This window comes from Streptomyces sp. NBC_00631 (genome assembly GCF_045206895.1).
Taxonomy (GTDB): Bacteria; Actinomycetota; Actinomycetes; order Streptomycetales; family Streptomycetaceae; genus Streptomyces.
The window spans coordinates 5,822,131-5,839,785 of the sequence record NZ_CP107734.1; the positions used below are offsets into that span (position 1 = coordinate 5,822,131).

A 17,655-nucleotide genomic window follows, 5' to 3' on the forward strand; every position below is an offset into this window, starting at 1 on the left:
ATGGCCCTGCCCTCCCCGAACCTCGACGACCGCCGCTTCCAGCAGTTCGTCGACGACGCCAAGCGTTACATCCAGCAACGCGCCCCGGAGTGGACCGACCACAACGTCTCCGACCCCGGCATCACGCTGGTGGAGACGGTCGCGCACATGGCCGACCAGATCGTGTACCGCCTCAACCGGGTCCCGGAGAAGAACCACCTGGCCTTCCTGGACCTGGTCGGCATCACGCTGTTCCCGCCGTCCGCGGCCCGTACGGACGTGACGTTCTGGCTGTCGGCTGCCCAGGAGGACCCGGTCCCGGTGCCGGTCGGCACGGAGGTGGCGACCCGCCGTACCGAGACGCAGGAGGCGGTCGTCTTCGCGACCGAGCGCGAACTGACCATCGTGCCGAGCGAGCTGCGGCACCTGCTGCGGCAGCAGCAGGGCTCGGCCGTCGTCGACCTCACCCATGAACTCGCCGAGGGCAAGGACCTGTTGTGCTTCACGGAGTCCCCGAACCCCGGTGACTGCATGCTGCTCGGTCTCTCCGCCGCCGTCCCGCACTGCGCGGTCGCCCTGGACCTGGACAGCCGGGTCGACGGTGTCGGCGTGGACCCGCGGCAGCCGCCGCTGGTGTGGGAGGCGTGGACGGAGGACGGCTGGCGGGAGTGCGAGGTCGACCGGGACGGCACCGGTGGCCTCAACCGCCCCGGTGAGGTCGTCCTGCACGTCCCCGGCGGTCACGTGCTGTCCCGCAACGGCGGCCTGGAGGCGAGCTGGCTGCGCTGCCGGGTCACCGAACCACGCGCCGACCAGCCCTTCTACACCACCTCCCCGACGGTCCGGTTCGCCGAGGCCTGCACCGTGGGCGGCACCACCGGCGCCGTGCACGCGGAGACCGTGGAGGACGAGGCGCTCGGCGAGTCGACGGGCCTGCCCGGCCAGCGCCTGCGGCTCGCCCACGCCCCCGTCGTCGGGGACACCCCGCCGCTGCTCCTGCAGACCGCCGAGCACGACGGCGACGGCGGCTGGGTGGACTGGCAGGTCGTCCCGCACTTCGCGGCCTCGGGACCGTACGACCGGCACCTCACTCTCGACGCGACCACCGGCGAGATCGCCTTCGGCCCCGCGGTCCGTGAACCGGACGGCTCCCTGCGCCAGTACGGCGCGGTGGCCCCGAAGGGCGCGGTCGTCCGGGCCCGCCGCTACCGCACCGGCGGCGGCCGGGACGGCAACGTGGCCCGGGGGGCCGTACAGATCCTGCGCTCCTCCATCCCGTACGTGGCGGAGGTCGTCAACCGGGAGGCAGCGCGCGGCGGAGTGGACGGCGAGACGGTCGCCGAGGCGAAGGTCCGCGCCCCGATCACGCTGCGCGCCCAGGAGCGGGCGGTGACCCTGCGCGACTACGAGGAGCTGGCCCGCCGCGCCGCTCCCGAGACGGCCCGGATCACCTGCCTGGAGGGCGAGGAGGGCGAGCACGGGGCGTACGCGGTACGGGTCCTGGTGGTGCCGCAGGCCGTGTCCGACCCGGGCGGCCGGCTCCGCTTCGAGCAACTCGTCCCCGGCGACGCGCTGCTGGACCGCATCACCCGCTACCTGGACGAACGCCGGCTGATCGGCACCCGGTTGGCGGTCGGGCCGCCCTTCTACCAGGGCGTCACGGTCGTCGCCACCGTGCACGCCTTCCGTGGTGTGGACGTCGACCGGGTGCGCCGCCAGGCCCACGACGCCCTCTACCGCCACCTGGACCCGCTGACCGGCGGCGCGGACGGCAAGGGCTGGCCGTTCGGGCGCCCGGTGCAGTCCGGTGAGGTCTTCGCGGTACTGCAACGCGTCCCCGGCGTCGAACTCGTCGACGAGGTCGTCCTGCACCCCGCCGACCCGCTGACCGGCAAGCGCGGCGACCCGACCGACCGTATCGACCTGGACGCCCCGTCCCTGGTCTTCTCCTTCGACCACCGGGTCCGGGTGATCGGCGAATGACCGTCAACGACCCGACAGGAGGCGTCCGTTGAGAGGTTCCATCGACGGCCTCGGTTCCTCCGTCCCCATCGGCCCGATGCTTCCCGCGGTCTTCGCCGACGACGACCTGGCGCTGCGCTTCGTCGCCGGCCTGGACGACGTGATCGCCCCGATCCCGAACGTCCTCGACTGCCTGCCCAGCTACTTCGACCCGGCCCTGGCCCCGCTGGACTTCGCGGAGTGGCTCGGCACCTGGGTCGGCGCCGAGACCGACGGCACGGAACCGGAGCCCCTGCTCCGCGCGGCCGTGGCCGCGGCCGCCTACCTGCACCGCATCCGGGGCACCCGCTGGGGCCTGTCCGAGGCGGTCCGCCTGGCCTTCGGCGTGGCACCGGAGATCACGGAGAGCGGCGGCGCCGACTGGAGCGCCCGCCCGCTGGGCCCGTTCCCCGGCGAACCCCGCCCCCGCCTGCACGTCCACCTCACGCTCCCCGCCCCCACCCCGGCCGACGAGGTCCGCCTGGAACACCTCGTGGCCGTCGCCCGCCCCGCTCACATGCCCTACACGGTCCAGGTGACCGCGTCCGCCGAGAGGACCCCGCAGCGATGACGACCAACCGGAACTGCACGGAGTGCGGCACGGTCGCGGACCCGGGCCAGTCCTTCTGCGACGCGTGCGGCGCGGTCCTGAGCTGGACCGCCACCAACGAGGAGCCCGCACAGCCGACACCCTCAACCGCCCCCGGCTGGGACGCCTTCACCCGCCGAGACGGCGGCACCGGCCTCCCCGAACGAGCCCCCCGGGCAACGACAGCGACAGCCCCGACAGCACCGCCCACAACAGCGCCCCTCCCAAGCCACGACGACCTGTCAACTCCGCCCACAACAGCGCCCCGCCAGGGCCACGGCGACCTGTCAACTCCGGCCCCAACAGCGCCCCGTCCGGGCCACGGCGACCTGTCAACTCCGGCCCCAACAGCGCCCCGTCCGGGCCACGGCGACCTGTCAACTCCGCCCACGACAGCGCCCCACCAGGGGCGCGGGGAACTGCGCGACCAGCCCCCACTCACCGCCACGTCCCCCACAGCCGAAACCACCCCCCTCCCCACCCCCCACCCGCAGATCGCCGCTGACGTCGGCACCGCACCCACCCCCACCCCCACGCCCACCTCCGATCAGGACCGAGCCCGCCGCCTCCTCATCCCGGTGAGTGAGCCCACCCCCACCCCGGCCCCCCAACCCGTCGCTCCCGTCCTCCCCGGCCGCCCCACCCCCCAACGCCCCGCCACCGTCCGCGCCCCCGGCGAGGACCTCGGCGCCCACGGCGGCACCCCCTGCCCCTGGTGCGCCACCCCCAACCGCCCCGACCGCCACTTCTGCACCCGCTGCGCCATGCCCATGGCCGGCCACCCCGGCACCGCCGCCGCGGCCCACCGCCCCTGGTGGCGCCGCATCTTCGACTTCCGCCGCAGAGAGACCCCCTGGGCAGGCGACCGCCCCCGCCTCCGCCGCACCTTCGACCGCGTCCTCACCTGGATCGTCGCCGCCGTCGTCCTCACCGCCGTCACGGTCCTGGCGATCAACACGCCCAAGGCGATCAGCGCCACCCGCGACCACTTCGCCAAACGCGCCCAGGTCTCCCCGGACAGCTACCGCGCCTCCCGCTCGTACGCGGGCCACAAGCCGGAGCTGCTCTTCGACAAGCTGAACAACACCTGGTGGGGCCCCGGCATCGCCGGGGGCGGCGAGGGCGAGTGGGTCGAGGCGCACTTCGACGAGCCGACCCGCCTGCTGAACGTCGTCATCACGTCCGGCGAGTCGACCCACAACGACCAGCTGACGAAGTCGGCCCTGCCGCACCGCATGACGGCGACCATCAAGACCGCCGACGGCAAGACCGTGACCCGCGAAGTGACCCTCGACCAGTCGGCCGGCGGCCAGACCCGCGACTTCCGGGCGGCGGACGTCGTCTCCGTCCGCTTCACGATCGACTCGTCGTACCAGACGTCGGGCCGCACCCAGGTGGCCATCGCCGAGATCGAGTTCTTCGGCCCGTCCAGCGCGAACTCCTAGTGACGGCGGAGGCCGGCCAAGCGGGTCCGGTGAAGTCCGCGGTGCGGGCGCGACCGGCCACGACGGCGCCGCGGCCGGCAGCCGGCATGTCGCGGCGCTTCCGGCGGGGCGCTCAGTTCCTCATCAGGGACCGGTACACGGCCGTGGACCTGGGGTTGCCGCGGCATCGCCACACACCGTGCGGGCAGTAGTCGGTGATCGTCTGGTACAGCGGGCGGCTGTCCGCGAACCAGTCCAGCATGCCCCGCAGATACGCCGGATCGTCGCCGTTCTCGTACAGCCCCCACTCGGGGTAGGAGACCGGTTTGCCGTGGGCCCGGGCGAAGTCGACCTGGGCCCGCAGCCCGTACGGCTCGGTGACCTGCTCCTGGAAGGACATCCCCCGCGGGGCGTCGTACGCGTCCATCCCCAGCACGTCCACGACGTCGTCCCCCGGATAGCACGCGGTCCAGGGGATGGCGTCCCGGCCCCGGTTGGGCGCGAAGTCGAACCGGAACCGGGCCCCCGGCACCGACCGCATGGCCGTCACGATCCGCCGCCAGTACGCCCGCCAGGAGGCCGGGTCCGGTCCGCAGCGATGGGTGTACGTGTCGCCGTTCATCTCCCAGCCGAGCACGACGACCGTGTCCGGCGCGCCGACCGCGACCAGCCGGCGGGCCAGGGCGCGGAAGTGGACGTCGTACGAGCCGGCCGCCCCGAGGCGGAGTCGGCGGCGCACCTCGGCGTCCGGGACGTGCGCCTCGGTGTGTTCCAGCATCGGCACGTTGAGGACGAGGAGCCGGCCGGGTTCGGCCCGCCGCCAACGGGCCCACAGCCGTACGAAGTCCGGGGCGCCCTCGATGTTCCGCCACACGTCGCCGGGCAGGTAGGTGTGCCCGACCCGGGGCTGGTCCCGCAGCCAGCTCCCGAGCGCCGCCACCCGCCGTACCCCGTCCGCGCCGTACCCGACGTACGCCCCGAACGGCCCGGGCACGGCGGGCCGTGGGGTCTCCGGTCGTGAGACGGGCAGCAGCAGCAGGGCGGCCAGCGCGGCGACCCACAGGAACCTCAGACGTGCCATGGGAGGCAGTCTGGCCGTTCCGCGCACCGTGGCCACGCTATGTGTTCATACCGTGACCCTGTGCGCTGCTGTCGTGATACGACCGGGCCGGCCGTGTCACCGTGCCGACAGGTCCCACACTGTCGTCGGATCCCACATTCCGGTCGGGACCCACTGTCTCGCCGGGGCCCGGACCGGTGCCGGGGTGCCGGCCGGCACCGGGGTCGCGTGCGGCCTCGCGTGGGCGGCCGGTTTGACGGGTCTCGGCGACGGTGTGGATGTCGGTCTGTCCGTCGGCGGCGCCGCGCTCCTGGTGGGGGTGGCCGAGGCGGTCGGGGTGGGCGAGGCGCTCGCGGCCGGGTGGTGGTGTGCCGGGGTCGGCGTTCCTGGCACGCTCACGCCGTGGTGCCGCAGCCACGGCAGCGGCGGTACCTCGGAGCCCAGGTGCCGGGTGGTGCGGACCTCGAAGTGGAGGTGGGGGCCGTCCGCGTTGCCGGTGGCGCCTGCCGCGCCGATCCGCTGGCCCGCCGAGACCCGCTGGCCGCGGCGGACGTTGATGACGGACAGGTGGGCGTACTGGGTGTAGTAGCCGTCGGGGTGGTGTAACACGACCTGGTTGCCGAAGGCGTCGCCGCAGGTCGCGGCCACGACGCGGCCCGGGCCGACGGCGTACACGGGGGTCCCGGTGTGTACGGCGAAGTCCTGGCCGGTGTGCCGGTGTCTCCAGAGGCGGCCCCTGGCGGCGTAACGGGCCGAGAGCCGGTAGCGGACGGTGGGCGCCGTCCAGTGGGCGGTGCGATCGGTGTGACCGGTGCGACGGCTGCCGTGGGCGCGCTCGGGGCCGTCCTTCCGGGCGGTGCCGTTCTTGTGAGGGGCGCCGTTCTTGTGCGCGGCGGTGGGCCGGCTGCTGTGCGGGCCGAAGGCGCAGTGGGCCGGGCGCTCGTCGGCCTTGGCGGGCGTGGTGAGGAACGCGCCGGTCAGGAGGAGCACCAGCGCGGCGGTGAGGAGCCGTAGATCATCCGTTCGCATCTTCGGATCCTCTGACGACCGGCTCGCCGGGAGGCGGCCCCACGCGCCCGGCGCCGCGACTTTCGCCTGTTCGGATGATCGGCCCGGCTCAGAGCGGGGCGTGGTGGCCGACCAGTGCGCTCGCGAGCTGCGAGAGACGGGCGCGCTGGCTCTCGGTGAGGTGGGCCGTGAGGTCCCGGATCTGCCGGTCGGCGAGTGCCTCGCACTCCCGGGCCAGCTGCTGTCCCTGCGGGGTGATCGACACCAGGAAGCTGCGCCGGTCGTGCGGTGAGGGGGTGCGGCGGACCAGGACCCGGCGCTCGGCGCGGTCGACGAGGCCGGTCATGCTGGACTTGTCCAGGCCGAGGTGGTGGGCGAGCTCCTGCATGCCGGGCGTCCGGTCGCGCAGTACGCCGAGCAGCCGCAACTGGACGACCGACAGCCCGTGTTCCGCCGCGACCTTCCCGAGCGCGCCCTGCACCAGGAACGACAACTGGGCGAGGCTGTCCACGAGTCCCAGGTCCTCGACGGCCTGGTCCGTCCGCGGCGCGGGCGCGGTGTGCGATGTCTCGGCGGCGGTCGCCGGTTTGTTCTGCATGACCCCATCCTACGGCTTTAGTACGCGCCCCCAACTACTTGACTTGGTACGTGGCACCAACTAATTTAATTGGTGCCACGAACTAAGGAGACGTCATGCATGCTGCTGTGGTCCGTTCGTTCGACCGCCCGCCGCGTTTCGAGGAGTTCGCCGCCCCCGAGCCGGGCGAGGGCAGGCTGCCGGTGGAGATGATCGCCGTCGGTCTGCACCCGCGGGTCCGCTCCGGTGCCGACGGCACGCACTACACCAGCGACGGCCGCCTTCCCCTGATCCCCGGCGTCGACGGGGTGGGCCGGCTGCCCGACGGGCGGATCGTGTACTTCGTGGCCGGCGACGGGGACCCCGGCACCATGGCCGAGCGGACGGTCGCCGACCCGCGCCGGGCCGTCCCGCTGCCCGAGGGCGCCGACCCGGTGACCATCGCCGCGGCCATGAACCCGGCCATGTCCTCATGGGTGGCGCTGCGCCGCCGGATCACCTTCCAGCCCGGCCAGAGCGTCCTCGTCCTCGGCGCCACCGGCAACGCCGGACGGATGGCCGTACAGATCGCCCGGCACCTCGGCGCCGGCCGGATCGTGGCCGCCGGCCGCGACCCCGAGCGCCTGGAGCTGCTCGGCGGCCTCGGCGCCACCGACGTGGTCTCCCTGGCCGGTGAGCCGGAGAAGGCCGACGCCCGGCTCGGGGAGGCCGCCGCGGACGTCGACGTCGTCCTCGACTACACCTGGGGCACGCCCACCGAGCGGGCCCTCCCGGCCGTCCTCACCCGCCGCACCGACCGCAGCGCCCCGCTGGCTTGGATCCAGATCGGCTCCATGGCAGGCCTGGAGATCACCCTTCCCTCCGCCGTGCTGCGCGCGGCCGACCTGCGGCTCATGGGCAGCGGCCAGGGCTCGGTCACCGCCCGCGGCATCGTCGCCGAACTGCCGTCCCTGATGGCCGAACTGACCCGGGGCACCCTCACCGCCGACGCGTGGCCGGTGCCGCTCGCCGACGTCGAGGCGGCCTGGACCGCCCCCGCCGAGCCCGGCCGGCGCCTGGTCCTCACCGCATCCCCCAGGTGATCGTCCTGGAACTGAACGCCCGGCCGCGGTCCGCCCGTACCTCCGGGCACAGCACGCGTCCGCAGAACGGAGTCCTCCCGTGAACGCATCCGCAGCCATCGGCGTGACCGGCCTGGGCGTGATGGGCCGCAACCTGGCCCGGAACTTCGCCCGGCACGGCTACCCGGTCGCCGTCCACAACCGCACCCCCGCACGCACCCGCGCGCTGATCGAGGAGTACGGCAGCGAGGGTGACTTCGTCGGCGCCGAGACCGCCGCCGATTTCGTCGCCGCCCTGGAACGCCCCCGCCGGCTCATGATCATGGTCCAGGCGGGCGCCGCCACCGACGCCGTCATCGACGAGTTCGTGCCGCTCCTCGAACCCGGTGACATCGTCATCGACGGCGGCAACGCCCACTTCGCCGACACCCGCCGCCGCGAGGCCGCCCTGCGTGAGAAGGGCCTGCACTTCGTCGGGGTGGGCGTCTCCGGCGGCGAGGAGGGCGCGCTCCACGGGCCGTCCGTCATGCCGGGCGGGTCCGCGGAGTCGTACGCCGTGCTCGGGCCGATGTTCGAGGACATCAGCGCGAAGGTGGGCGGCGAGCCGTGCGCCACGCACGTCGGCGCGGACGGCGCCGGGCACTTCGTGAAGATGGTCCACAACGGCATCGAGTACGCCGACATGCAGCTCATCGCGGAGGCCTACGACCTGCTGCGCCAGGTCGGCGGGTACGGCCCGGCCGAGATAGCCGGCGTCTTCCGGGAGTGGAACGGCGGCCGCCTCGGCTCCTACCTCATCGAGATCACGGCGGAGGTGCTCTCGCACGTCGACGCCGACACCGGCGCGCCCTTCGTCGACATCGTCACCGACGCGGCCGGGCAGAAGGGCACCGGCCGCTGGACCGTGCAGACCGCGCTGGACCTGGCCTCGCCGGTCACCGCGATCGCCCAGGCGACGTTCGCCCGTGCCGCCTCCGGCCGCGGCGCGCTGCGCGCCGCCTACGCCGGTCTGCCCGGCGGCACGACCCCACCACTCAGCGCCACCGAGGCCGACCGCTTCGCCTCCCGCGTCGAACACGCCCTGTACGCCTCGAAGGTCATCGCCTACGACCAGGGCTGGACGATGATCCAGGACGCGGCCGCCGAGTACGGCTGGAAGATCGACCTCGGCGCGGTGGCGCGGATCTGGCGGGGCGGCTGCATCATCCGCGCGTCCTTCCTGGACCGCATCCGCGCGGCCTACCGGGCCGACCCGGACCTCGTCAGCCTGCTCGCCCAGGAGGAGTTCGCGAAGGAGATCGCGGACGCGCAGGTGCCGTGGCGGGAGACCGTCGCGTCCGCGGCCCGCCGGGGCATTCCCGTCCCCGCGTTCTCGGCGGCCCTCGCCCACTACGACACGCTCCGCGCCGACCGACTCCCGGCGGCCCTCCTCCAGGGCCAGCGCGACTACTTCGGCGCCCACACCTACGCCCGCATCGACCGCCCCGGCACCTTCCACACCCACTGGGCGACGGCGGGCCGCCCGGAAACAGAGGACTGAGCAGGTCTTTAGGGGCGCGGGGAACTGCGCGACAAGCCACGAAGGACTCGCAGCGGGCCACGCTCCGACACCCACCGGACGGTGGCACGACCTGGAGTGCCGCGAGACGCCGTCAGCGGCCCGACGCCTCGTCGTGGCTGATCGCGCAGTTCCCCGCGCCCCTTACGGGGCGCTGCGGACGGGCAGGTCAGACGCGGACGCCGAACATGAACGGCCCGCCGATGGTGCTCATCGACTCGTAGCGGACGACGGTGCCGGTGCGCGGGGCGTGCAGGATCTGGCCGTTGCCCGCGTACAGGCCCACGTGGTGCAGGTCGTTGAAGAAGAAGACCAGGTCGCCGACCTGGAGGTCCGAGGTCGAGTAGATCCTGGTGCCGATCGTCGACTGGGACTCGGAGGTACGGGGTATGGAGACGCCGGCCTGCGCGTAGGCCCAGGAGGTCAGGCCCGAGCAGTCGAAGGAGGACGGGCCGGTGGCGCCGTAGACGTACGGGGTGCCGAGCCTGGTCTTGGCGGCGGCGAAGGCGGCGGCGGCCCTGCCGGTCGCGGAGGTGTCGTTGCCGAGGTCCACGCGGGCGCTGGACGAGCGGCTGGCGCGGTCCTGTTCGGCGGTGAGGGCGGCCTTCTCGGCGGCGGTGAGGCTGTTGAGCAGCTTCTGCGCCTCGGCCAGCCTGGCCTGGACTTCCTTCTTCTTCGCGCCGAGTTCGGTGCGGGTGGCGGCCAGGTCCTTGAGCTTGCCGGTGGCCTCCGCCCGCTCCTGCGCCAGTTCGCGCTGTTTGGCCTGGATCTTCTTCAGCGTCTCGACCTGCTGGCCGCTGAGCTGGTCGAGCGTGGCGGCCTTGTCCAGGTAGCTGTCCGGGTCGGAGGAGAGGAACAGCTGGAGGGAGGGGTCGAGGCCGCCGCTGCGGTACTGGGCGGTGGCCATGGAGCCGATGCCGTCCCGGAGTTCGTTCAGCTCGTCCTGTCCGCGTGCGACGGAGTCCTGCAGCGCGGAGATCTGCTTCTGGAGCTTCTCCTGCTTCTCCTTGGCCCCGTTGAACTTCTCGGTGGCCTGTTCGGCCTGCTCGTACAGCTTGTCGACCCGGGACTTGACCTCGTCCTTGCTCGGCTTCTCGCTGGGCGCGGCGTTGGCTGCCTGGGAACTGAGTGCCACGGCGGCAGCGGCGGCGGAGGTGAGCACGGTGACACGGGCACGGCCCGGCTGCTTGGCACGACGATGGGACGCCACGGAGGCGAGCTCCTTCCGAGCAGGGGTTCGGGCAACAGACCCTAATGACTCTCTTATGGTCAGTTCAAATCTTCGCATGAAAATTCTTGGCTGGAACTGACTGGATGGAGCCGCCTTCTGATGGCGCATCGAACAAAAGGGTCTGGTGGTTGTAAAGAACCTTGACAGTTAATTGGTCTAGTCCAAATATGGGCGTCCATGAGACGCACTCGTGCCCTGCACGCCCTGCCCGCAACCGCCCTGTCCGCCGCGCTCGTCGCCCTCGGGGCAGGCGCCGCGCACGCCGAACCACACGCCGCCTCGCACCATGTGAAGCCCATGCCCGCCCATGTCGCGGCGCCCTACTTCGAGGCCTGGACCGGTGAGAGCCCCGCCGCGCTCGCCGCCGAGTCCGGCAACAGGTACCTCACCCTGGCCTTCCTCCAGACACCCACCGCGGGCTCCTGCACGGCCGACTGGAACGGCGACGCCACCCAGCCCGTCGCCCCGGGCACCTTCGGCGCCGACATCGCCGCCCTCCAGGCCCGTGGCGGCAACGCCATACCCTCCTTCGGCGGCTACAGCGCCGACACCACCGGCACCGAACTCGCCGACAGCTGCACCGACGTGGACGCCATCGCCGGGGTCTACGAGAAGCTCGTCACGACGTACGGCATCAGCCGCATCGACCTCGACGTCGAGGCGGACTCCCTGGCCAACACGGCCGGAATCGACCGCCGCAACAAGGCGATCGCCAAGGCCGAGCGCTGGGCCGAACGCACCGGCCGCCCCCTCCAGTTCTCCTACACCCTGCCGACCACCACCAAGGGCCTGGAGGACAACGCACTGGCCGTCCTCCAGAACGCCGTCGCCGACCACGCGCGCGTGGACGTCGTCAACATCATGACCTTCGACTACTACGACGGCGCCGCCCACGACATGGCCGCCGACACCGAGACCGCGGCCGACGGTCTGCACGCCCAACTGCACGCCCTCTACCCGCACAAGAGCGCCAAGGAGCTGTGGGGCATGGTCGGCGTCACCGAGATGCCCGGCATCGACGACTTCGGGCCCGCGGAGACGTTCACCACCCAGAACGCCGCGACGGTCGAGCGCTGGGCCGCCGCCCAGGGCATCGACACCCTCTCCTTCTGGGCCCTCCAGCGCGACAACGGCGACTGCGTCGGCACCGGCGGCGCCAACGCCTGCTCCGGAATCGCCCAGGACCCCTGGTACTTCAGCCACACCTTCGCCAGGTTCGGCGGCCCACGCCACTGACCTCCCGGCGCGGTGGCCGTCGTCGGGGCACGCGCCGGGGCGGCCCCGGCCGGCCGGCGGGACCCGCCGGGCCGAGTCTTTGCCGGATCATGGTGAAGATCAGGTTTTCGGACAACGATCCGGCCGCCGGGCCCGGTTATGGTCCGCACAGCCACCTCACACACTGACCACCCCGTTCCCGGAGCTTCATGCGCCTCAAGCAGGTCTCGCTCTCGGCGGCGATATCCGTCGTCGCCGGGCTGACCACCGCCACCGTCGGCCTCGCCGGCCCCGCCGCCCGGGCCGACAGCACGGCGTCACTGCCGCTGTCGCACTACGCGCACATGGTGGCCGACACCGCCCACCAGCACCTCTTCTTCAGCCAGGGCGCCGGTTCGAACGGCATCCTGGTGACCGACCTGTCCGGCACCCCGGTCACCACCCTCACGGACGAGCAGGGTGCCAATGGCCTCGCGCTCTCCGCCGACGGCTCGACCCTCTACGCGGCCCTCGCCGACGGCGACGCGGTCGCCGCCATCGACACCGCGACCCTGACCGAGTCCGCCCGCTACGCGACCGGCTCCGGCAGCGCGCCCGTCTCCGTCGCCGTGGCGGGCGGCAAGGTCTGGTACGGCTACGAGACGGCCGACGGCAAGGGTGCGATCGGCTCGGTCGACGCGTCCGGCACGGTGGCCACGCCCTCGCTGTCCCACTGGTCGGTCCCGCCGCTGCTCGCGGCCGGCGGCGGGGTGCTCGCGGCCGAGGAGCCGCTGCAGAGCCTCAGCCATGTGGCGACCTTCGACGTCTCCTCGGGCACCGCGACCGCCGTGGCCGACACGGACGTCGGCGGCGGCACCGCGACCGGGTTCCGGGTCACCGCCGACGGTGCCAGGGTCCTGCTCGCCGCCACCCAGCAGGCCGCCCTGGAGGTCTACCGCACCTCGGACCTGCTGAGCGCCGAACCCGCCCCGTACTACACCGGCGCCGTGGGCCCGGCCTCGCTCGCGCTCGACACCGACGGCACGATCGCCTCTGCCAGTACCGCGGGCCTGTACCTCTACGCCGGTTCCAAGCTGGCGGAGAACCACGTCACCTTCCCCTCCGGCACCACCGTCGCCCCCGACGGCCTGACCTGGGGCGGCGACGGCACCACCCTCTACGCCGTCACCCGGGACTCCTCCGGGGCCTACACCCTCGACGTGCTCGGCTCCGCGAAGCTCAGCGACACCACCCTCACCCTGAACCCGCCGCGGTACGCGGCCCCCACCGAGCAGTTCACCGTCACGGGCGCCCTCGCCACCAGGGGCTTCCTCCCGGCCGGTGCCGCCCTGCAGGTCACCCGCGACGGCGCGGCCCTGCCAGACGCCACGGTCGGCGCCGACGGCACGTTCAGCATCAGCGACACCCGGCCGGACGCGGGGACGTACACGTACCAGGTGTCGTACGCCGGTGACGCCACCCACCGCCCCACCACCGCCACCCTGACGCTCTACGTGGCCCGGCTGTCCACGGACATCGCGTTCCCGGAGATCGACTCCGCCACCCCGCACTCGGTCGTCCTCAAGGACACGCTCACGACCGAACTGCGCCTCGGCAGCCTGAAGGAGGGCACCGAGGTCGACGTCACCCGCACGAACGAGGACACCCAGGAGACCGTCCAGCTCCCGTCGGTGACCGTCGACCCGGACACCACCGAGTTCACGGTGACCGACGACCCGGGGGCCGCCGGACGCTTCACCTACCACCTCTCCTTCGCGGGCGACGCCACCCACGCGCCGACCACCAGCGACGCGAGCATCCAGGTCTCCCCCTACGCCCCGGCCCTCACCCTGAAGGCCCCCGCCGCCGCCACCCGCGCCGCCGCCCTCTCCTTCACCGGCACCCTCGGCGACGCGCCCTACCCGGCCGGCGAGACGGTCACCGTCACCCGCACCGACGCCGCCCACACCACCACCCCGGCGACCTGGACCGCGCCGGTCGCCGCCGACGGCACGGTCACGGTCAAGGACACCCCGGCCATCGGCGGCGCCAACACCTACACCGTGAGCTACCCGGGCGACGCGGCCCACCAGGCGGCCACCGCCTCGGCGATCGTCCAGGTGTCCCGCGCCAAGTCGACGGTGACCGTCACCACCGACAAGGCCACCTACGCGTACGACGGCACGGCGACCGTCACGGCCCACCTCGGCACGACCTACAACGGCCGCACGGTCTCGGTCTACGCCACGCCCGTCGGCGGCAAGAAGACGCTCCTGAAGACCGGCACGGTCGACAGCAAGGGCAACCTGAAGGCGACGTACAAGCTCACGCACAACACGACCTTCACGGCGTCCTTCGCGGGCGACTACCGCTACGCCCCCGCGACGGCCACCCACTCCGCCGCCGCCCAGGTGAAGATCGCGGAGAAGCTGGGGAGTTACTACACCAGCACCACCTACAACGGGGTCACCTACCGCGTCTACCACCACACCGTGCAGCCGCAGGTGGTCGGCACGGTGACCCCGGACAAGTCCGGGCAGTGCATGAAGTTCCAGGCCCAGGAGTACTACAGCGGCGCCTGGCACACCATCGGCACGTCCTCGTGCTTCTCCATGGCCCCCGGCAGCACCGGCGTGACCCACCTGGTCCTCACCCACGCGGTGAACCAGCGGTTCCGGGTGCGGACGGAGTACGTCCACAGCTCCAAGGACACGAGCAACGCGGACACCTGGGGCGGCTGGCTGTACCTGACGGTACGCAACTGAGCCCCGCCCACGACCCGCTCGGCCCGGGCGTCCACACCCTGTGGACACCCGGGCCGAGTCATCCGCGGGACCGGATCAGGGGTTCACGACCGTTCCGCCGAAGGTGACGTTCAGCTTGCCCGACGAGGCGAAGGACCAGCCGAGGGCGCCCGAGTAGGAGGAGCACCGGGAGCCGTTGGTACCCGTCCAGAACTGGTTGGAGCTGTCGGCGTCGCCGACCGTCTTGTCGTTGGAGCCGCTGACGGCGAACCGGCACGAGGTGTTGGTCCGGAACACCGAAGTCCCCGTGTCGAAGGAGAAGTTGCGCTCGGCGTTGTCGATGCCCACGTTGTTCGAGACGGTCATCGTGCCGGGGTTGCTGTTGTAGGTGAACCCGTGGTGCCCGTTGCCGTAGGCGATGTCGTGCCGGACGACGTGGTTGACGGCGATGTCGTCGCCGCCGAGCTTGTAGCCGTTGCGGTCGCCGTCCCCGCTCTGGCTGCCGTCGCTCAGCGTGCCGTTGCCGTAGGAGAGCGAGTACTCGATGGTGACCGGGCCGATCGCGCCGGTGTCGGTCTTGGTGTACAGGTCCCAGCCGTCGTCGATGTTGTTGTGCGAGACGTCGTACCGGAAGACGTTCCCGGTGCCGGTGGTCAGCTTGGCCGCGAACCCGTCCGCGTCCTCGCCGTCGCTGTCGGCGTTGTCGTGCGACTCGGAGCTGACGATCAGGTTGTTCGAGGGCCATGCGCTGCTGGACGTGCTGGAGGAGATCCGGCCGAGCTGCAGCCCCGTGTCGCGGTTGTACGCGGTCACGGCACGCTCGACGACGTTGTTGCTGCCGCCGACGTAGATGCCGTTGTCCCCGGCGTGCTCGACCGTGAGGCCGTACAGATGCCAGTAGTTGGCATAGAGCTGGATCCCCCGGTTCGACGAACTCTCGCTCTGCGCCGAGAAGTTCAGGACCGGGCTCTCGCCGGGGTAGGCGGAGAGGGTGGTGAGCGCGCCGGAGGTGCCGTTGGCGCCGGCCGGGATGGTCACGGTGGACGAGTAGTTGTACGTCCCGCCGCGCAGGTAGATCGTGCCGCCCGCGGCGATACGGCTGATCGCCGAGGTGAGCGTGGTCGGCGCCGACTGGGTGCCGGCCGCGCTGTCGGTGCCGCTCGGCGACACGTACAGCACCGTGGACGCGGCCTGGGCGGGGCCGCCGGACAGTGCGACGAGCGTGCCGGCGAGCAGGCCGACGGCCGCGATGACTGGCCTCACGTGCATTGTTCGTCTCCGTTCGTCTCCATGCGGGACATTGCGGAAAGCGCTTTCTCTGCGAAGCTAGGAGGGTGGCGTGAGCGCGTCAATAGTCATGTATGTAAAACCAGTTCATGAGTGTGATCGACAGTCGTGGTCGCGGACGCTTCGGCAGGGCGCCTGGCCGGCGGCCGCACGGCGGCCGCGCACCCCTGCCTCGTCACCCCCGAGCACACCCGCCGGGCCCCCGACCTCCTCGGCGCCGGTCCGCTCCTCGCCCCCGAACAGAAGGTGGTCCTGGAGACGGACCCCGCCCGGCCACGCGCCATCGGGTACGCCACCCTCGGCTTCCACCTGGGCCTTACCAACCACGTCGGCCACCTCCACCTGGGCGTCGACGACTCCGACTTCGCGGACGGCGGCGGCGACCGCCTCTTCGACGCGCTGATCGTGCACGGTGACACGGCCCGGGTGGCGGAGGGTGCCCGGACCCACCTGGACGCGGGCGCCGACCATGTGGCGCTCCAGGTGCTGCACGCCGACGGCACCGACCCGGAGGCGCCGCACCTGAAGGGCGCGTGGGCCGAGGGGCTCAGAGCGCCGTGAGCAGGGCGTCCAGCGGTGCTGGTGCGTGGTCGGGGTCCAGGGCCTCGACGAGGACCCGGCCGTAGTGGATCTTGCGGCCGGATGTCGTACCGAGGAAGCGGCGCACCTGCTGCTGCGCGGCGCGGCCACGCTGGGCGGGCTGGTTCAGGAAGGCGCGCAGGGCGCGCTCGTCGCCCTCGGTGCGGGCGAGTTCGGCGACCCGGGCCGGTCCGAGGGCGCGGATCAGCTCGTCCTCCAGGTCGGCCGCGCAGACGAAGACGCCGTGCCGCGCTGCGCCGGCCCGCTCCAGGCCGCGGGTGCAGTAGGGGCATTCGCGTGCGTCGGAGAGCCCCGCCAGGCGCAGGCCGAGGCCGGGCGGTCCGAGGAGACGGGCGAACCGGCCGACGTCCATCGCCCCGTCGGCTCCGTCATGGGGTGAGTCTGCGCCCGGCACCGGCGGTGCCACGGAATGTCCGTGGCACCGCCGGGCGAGGGCCGGTGGTTCACGCGATGCGCGCTCCGGTGCCGCCGACGTGGACGCGTGGGTCGCCCGCGCGCAGGGTCACCGTGAGTTCGCCGGGGCGGCCCAGGTCCTCGCCCTGGTGCAGGGTGAGGACGGCGTCCTCGGGGACCAGGCCGAGCTCACGGGCGTACGCGCCGAACGCGGCGGCCGCGGCTCCGGTCGCCGGGTCCTCGACGACACCGCCGACCGGGAACGGGTCACGGACGTGGAAGACGGTGGCCGACTCCCGCCACACCAGCTGGACCGTGGTCAGGTCGAGGCGGTGCATCAGCGCTTCGAGGCGCGCGAAGTCGTACGCGAGATCCGCGAGGCGGGCGCGGGTCGCCGCCGCGAGCACGAGATGGCGGGCGCCGGCGAAGGCGATGCGGGGCGGGAAGGCCGGGTCGAGATCGGCGGCCGGCCAGTCGAGCGCGGCCAGCGCCTCCGCGAGGTCCGCGTCGGCGATCTCCCCGGTGTGCGGCTCGACGCTGGTGAGCGTCGCCCGGACCGCCCCGCCCTCCTCGGTCACCGCCACCGGCACCGTGCCCGCGCGGGTGGCGAAGACCAGCTCCCCGGGGCCGGTCCGCTCGGCGAGCGCGACGGCGGTCGCGATGGTGGCGTGTCCGCAGAACGGCACCTCGGCCTTGGGGCTGAAGTACCGGATGGTGTACGCCCGTCCGGCCTGGCCGCCGAGACCCGCCGGGGGCGCGGTGAGGAACGCGGACTCGGAGTAGCCGAGCTCGGCGGCGATGGCGAGCATGTCGCCGTCGTCCAGACCGGTGGCGTCGAGTACGACGCCGGCGGGGTTGCCGCCGTCGGGGGAGCCGGAGAAGGCGGTGTAGCGCAGGATCTCGGGCCGTGGCGCGTTCGTCGTCATGGTCACGGCAACGGTGCCCCGGC

Annotated in this window: 14 protein-coding genes and 1 pseudogene; 8 read left to right on the forward strand and 7 right to left on the reverse strand. The window is 72.7% G+C overall.

Annotation, left to right across the window (positions count from 1 at the left end):
* The 3 genes from OHB00_RS26725 (at position 1) to OHB00_RS26735 (ending at position 4,014) form a co-directional block, all read left to right on the forward strand.
* The gene (locus OHB00_RS26725; RefSeq protein ID WP_406438226.1) at positions 1 to 1,962 is read left to right on the forward strand and encodes a putative baseplate assembly protein; all 1,962 of its coding nucleotides are present in this window, start codon (positions 1 to 3) and stop codon (positions 1,960 to 1,962) included.
* A 28-nt stretch (positions 1,963 to 1,990) separates the two neighbouring features.
* Positions 1,991 to 2,551: a phage tail protein gene (locus OHB00_RS26730; RefSeq protein ID WP_406438228.1), complete on the forward strand. Its 561-nt coding sequence runs from the start codon at positions 1,991 to 1,993 to the stop codon at positions 2,549 to 2,551.
* A 596-nt stretch (positions 2,552 to 3,147) separates the two neighbouring features.
* Positions 3,148 to 4,014: an NADase-type glycan-binding domain-containing protein gene (locus OHB00_RS26735; RefSeq protein ID WP_406438230.1), complete on the forward strand. Its 867-nt coding sequence runs from the start codon at positions 3,148 to 3,150 to the stop codon at positions 4,012 to 4,014.
* Positions 4,015 to 4,126: 112 nt separating this feature from the next.
* Here the strand turns inward: OHB00_RS26735 and OHB00_RS26740 are convergent, their stop codons facing one another.
* From OHB00_RS26740 to OHB00_RS26750, 3 genes are all read right to left on the reverse strand, one after another.
* Positions 4,127 to 5,074 carry a glycoside hydrolase family 26 protein gene (locus tag OHB00_RS26740; RefSeq protein WP_406438232.1) on the reverse strand — a complete coding sequence of 316 codons (948 nt, stop codon included), beginning with the start codon at positions 5,072 to 5,074 and terminating at the stop codon, positions 4,127 to 4,129.
* A 96-nt stretch (positions 5,075 to 5,170) separates the two neighbouring features.
* Entirely contained in the window at positions 5,171 to 6,082 is a 912-nt protein-coding gene (locus tag OHB00_RS26745) for a peptidoglycan DD-metalloendopeptidase family protein (protein ID WP_406438233.1), read from the reverse strand.
* Positions 6,083 to 6,170: 88 nt separating this feature from the next.
* A complete protein-coding gene (locus OHB00_RS26750; protein WP_406438235.1) occupies positions 6,171 to 6,659 on the reverse strand; it encodes a MarR family winged helix-turn-helix transcriptional regulator in 489 nt (162 codons plus the stop codon).
* Positions 6,660 to 6,754: 95 nt separating this feature from the next.
* Between OHB00_RS26750 and OHB00_RS26755 the strand changes: the two genes are divergently transcribed.
* Together OHB00_RS26755 and gndA are read left to right on the forward strand one after the other, a co-directional pair.
* Positions 6,755 to 7,720 carry a zinc-binding alcohol dehydrogenase family protein gene (locus tag OHB00_RS26755; RefSeq protein ID WP_406438237.1) on the forward strand — a complete coding sequence of 322 codons (966 nt, stop codon included), beginning with the start codon at positions 6,755 to 6,757 and terminating at the stop codon, positions 7,718 to 7,720.
* Between the two features lie 79 nt (positions 7,721 to 7,799).
* Positions 7,800 to 9,239: an NADP-dependent phosphogluconate dehydrogenase gene (gene gndA / locus OHB00_RS26760; protein WP_406438239.1), complete on the forward strand. Its 1,440-nt coding sequence runs from the start codon at positions 7,800 to 7,802 to the stop codon at positions 9,237 to 9,239.
* 187 nt (positions 9,240 to 9,426) lie between these two features.
* Here the strand turns inward: gndA and OHB00_RS26765 are convergent, their stop codons facing one another.
* Complete coding sequence (locus tag OHB00_RS26765; protein ID WP_406438241.1) at positions 9,427 to 10,467, reverse strand: NlpC/P60 family protein; 1,041 nt, start codon at positions 10,465 to 10,467, stop codon at positions 9,427 to 9,429.
* A gap of 198 nt (positions 10,468 to 10,665) precedes the next feature.
* On the opposite strand from OHB00_RS26765, the gene OHB00_RS26770 reads away from it, so the two are divergent.
* Together OHB00_RS26770 and OHB00_RS26775 are read left to right on the forward strand one after the other, a co-directional pair.
* On the forward strand, positions 10,666 to 11,724 hold the full coding sequence (locus OHB00_RS26770; protein WP_406438243.1) for a chitinase: 1,059 nt from the start codon (positions 10,666 to 10,668) through the stop codon (positions 11,722 to 11,724).
* A 188-nt stretch (positions 11,725 to 11,912) separates the two neighbouring features.
* Complete coding sequence (locus OHB00_RS26775) at positions 11,913 to 14,447, forward strand: YncE family protein (protein WP_406438245.1); 2,535 nt, start codon at positions 11,913 to 11,915, stop codon at positions 14,445 to 14,447.
* 75 nt (positions 14,448 to 14,522) lie between these two features.
* Here the strand turns inward: OHB00_RS26775 and OHB00_RS26780 are convergent, their stop codons facing one another.
* Positions 14,523 to 15,695: a right-handed parallel beta-helix repeat-containing protein gene (locus OHB00_RS26780; RefSeq protein ID WP_406438247.1), complete on the reverse strand. Its 1,173-nt coding sequence runs from the start codon at positions 15,693 to 15,695 to the stop codon at positions 14,523 to 14,525.
* 126 nt (positions 15,696 to 15,821) lie between these two features.
* Between OHB00_RS26780 and OHB00_RS26785 the strand changes: the two genes are divergently transcribed.
* The gene (locus tag OHB00_RS26785; RefSeq protein WP_406438249.1) at positions 15,822 to 16,274 is read left to right on the forward strand and encodes a hypothetical protein; all 453 of its coding nucleotides are present in this window, start codon (positions 15,822 to 15,824) and stop codon (positions 16,272 to 16,274) included.
* Here OHB00_RS26785 and OHB00_RS26790 read toward each other — a convergent pair.
* Positions 16,261 to 16,671 (reverse strand): annotated as a pseudogene (locus OHB00_RS26790) (ATP-dependent endonuclease); the annotation flags it as partial. The gene OHB00_RS26785 and the pseudogene OHB00_RS26790 overlap by 14 nt on opposite strands.
* Positions 16,672 to 16,756: 85 nt before the next feature.
* A complete protein-coding gene (locus tag OHB00_RS26795) occupies positions 16,757 to 17,632 on the reverse strand; it encodes a PhzF family phenazine biosynthesis protein (protein ID WP_406438251.1) in 876 nt (291 codons plus the stop codon).
* Positions 17,633 to 17,655: the final 23 nt, after the last annotated feature.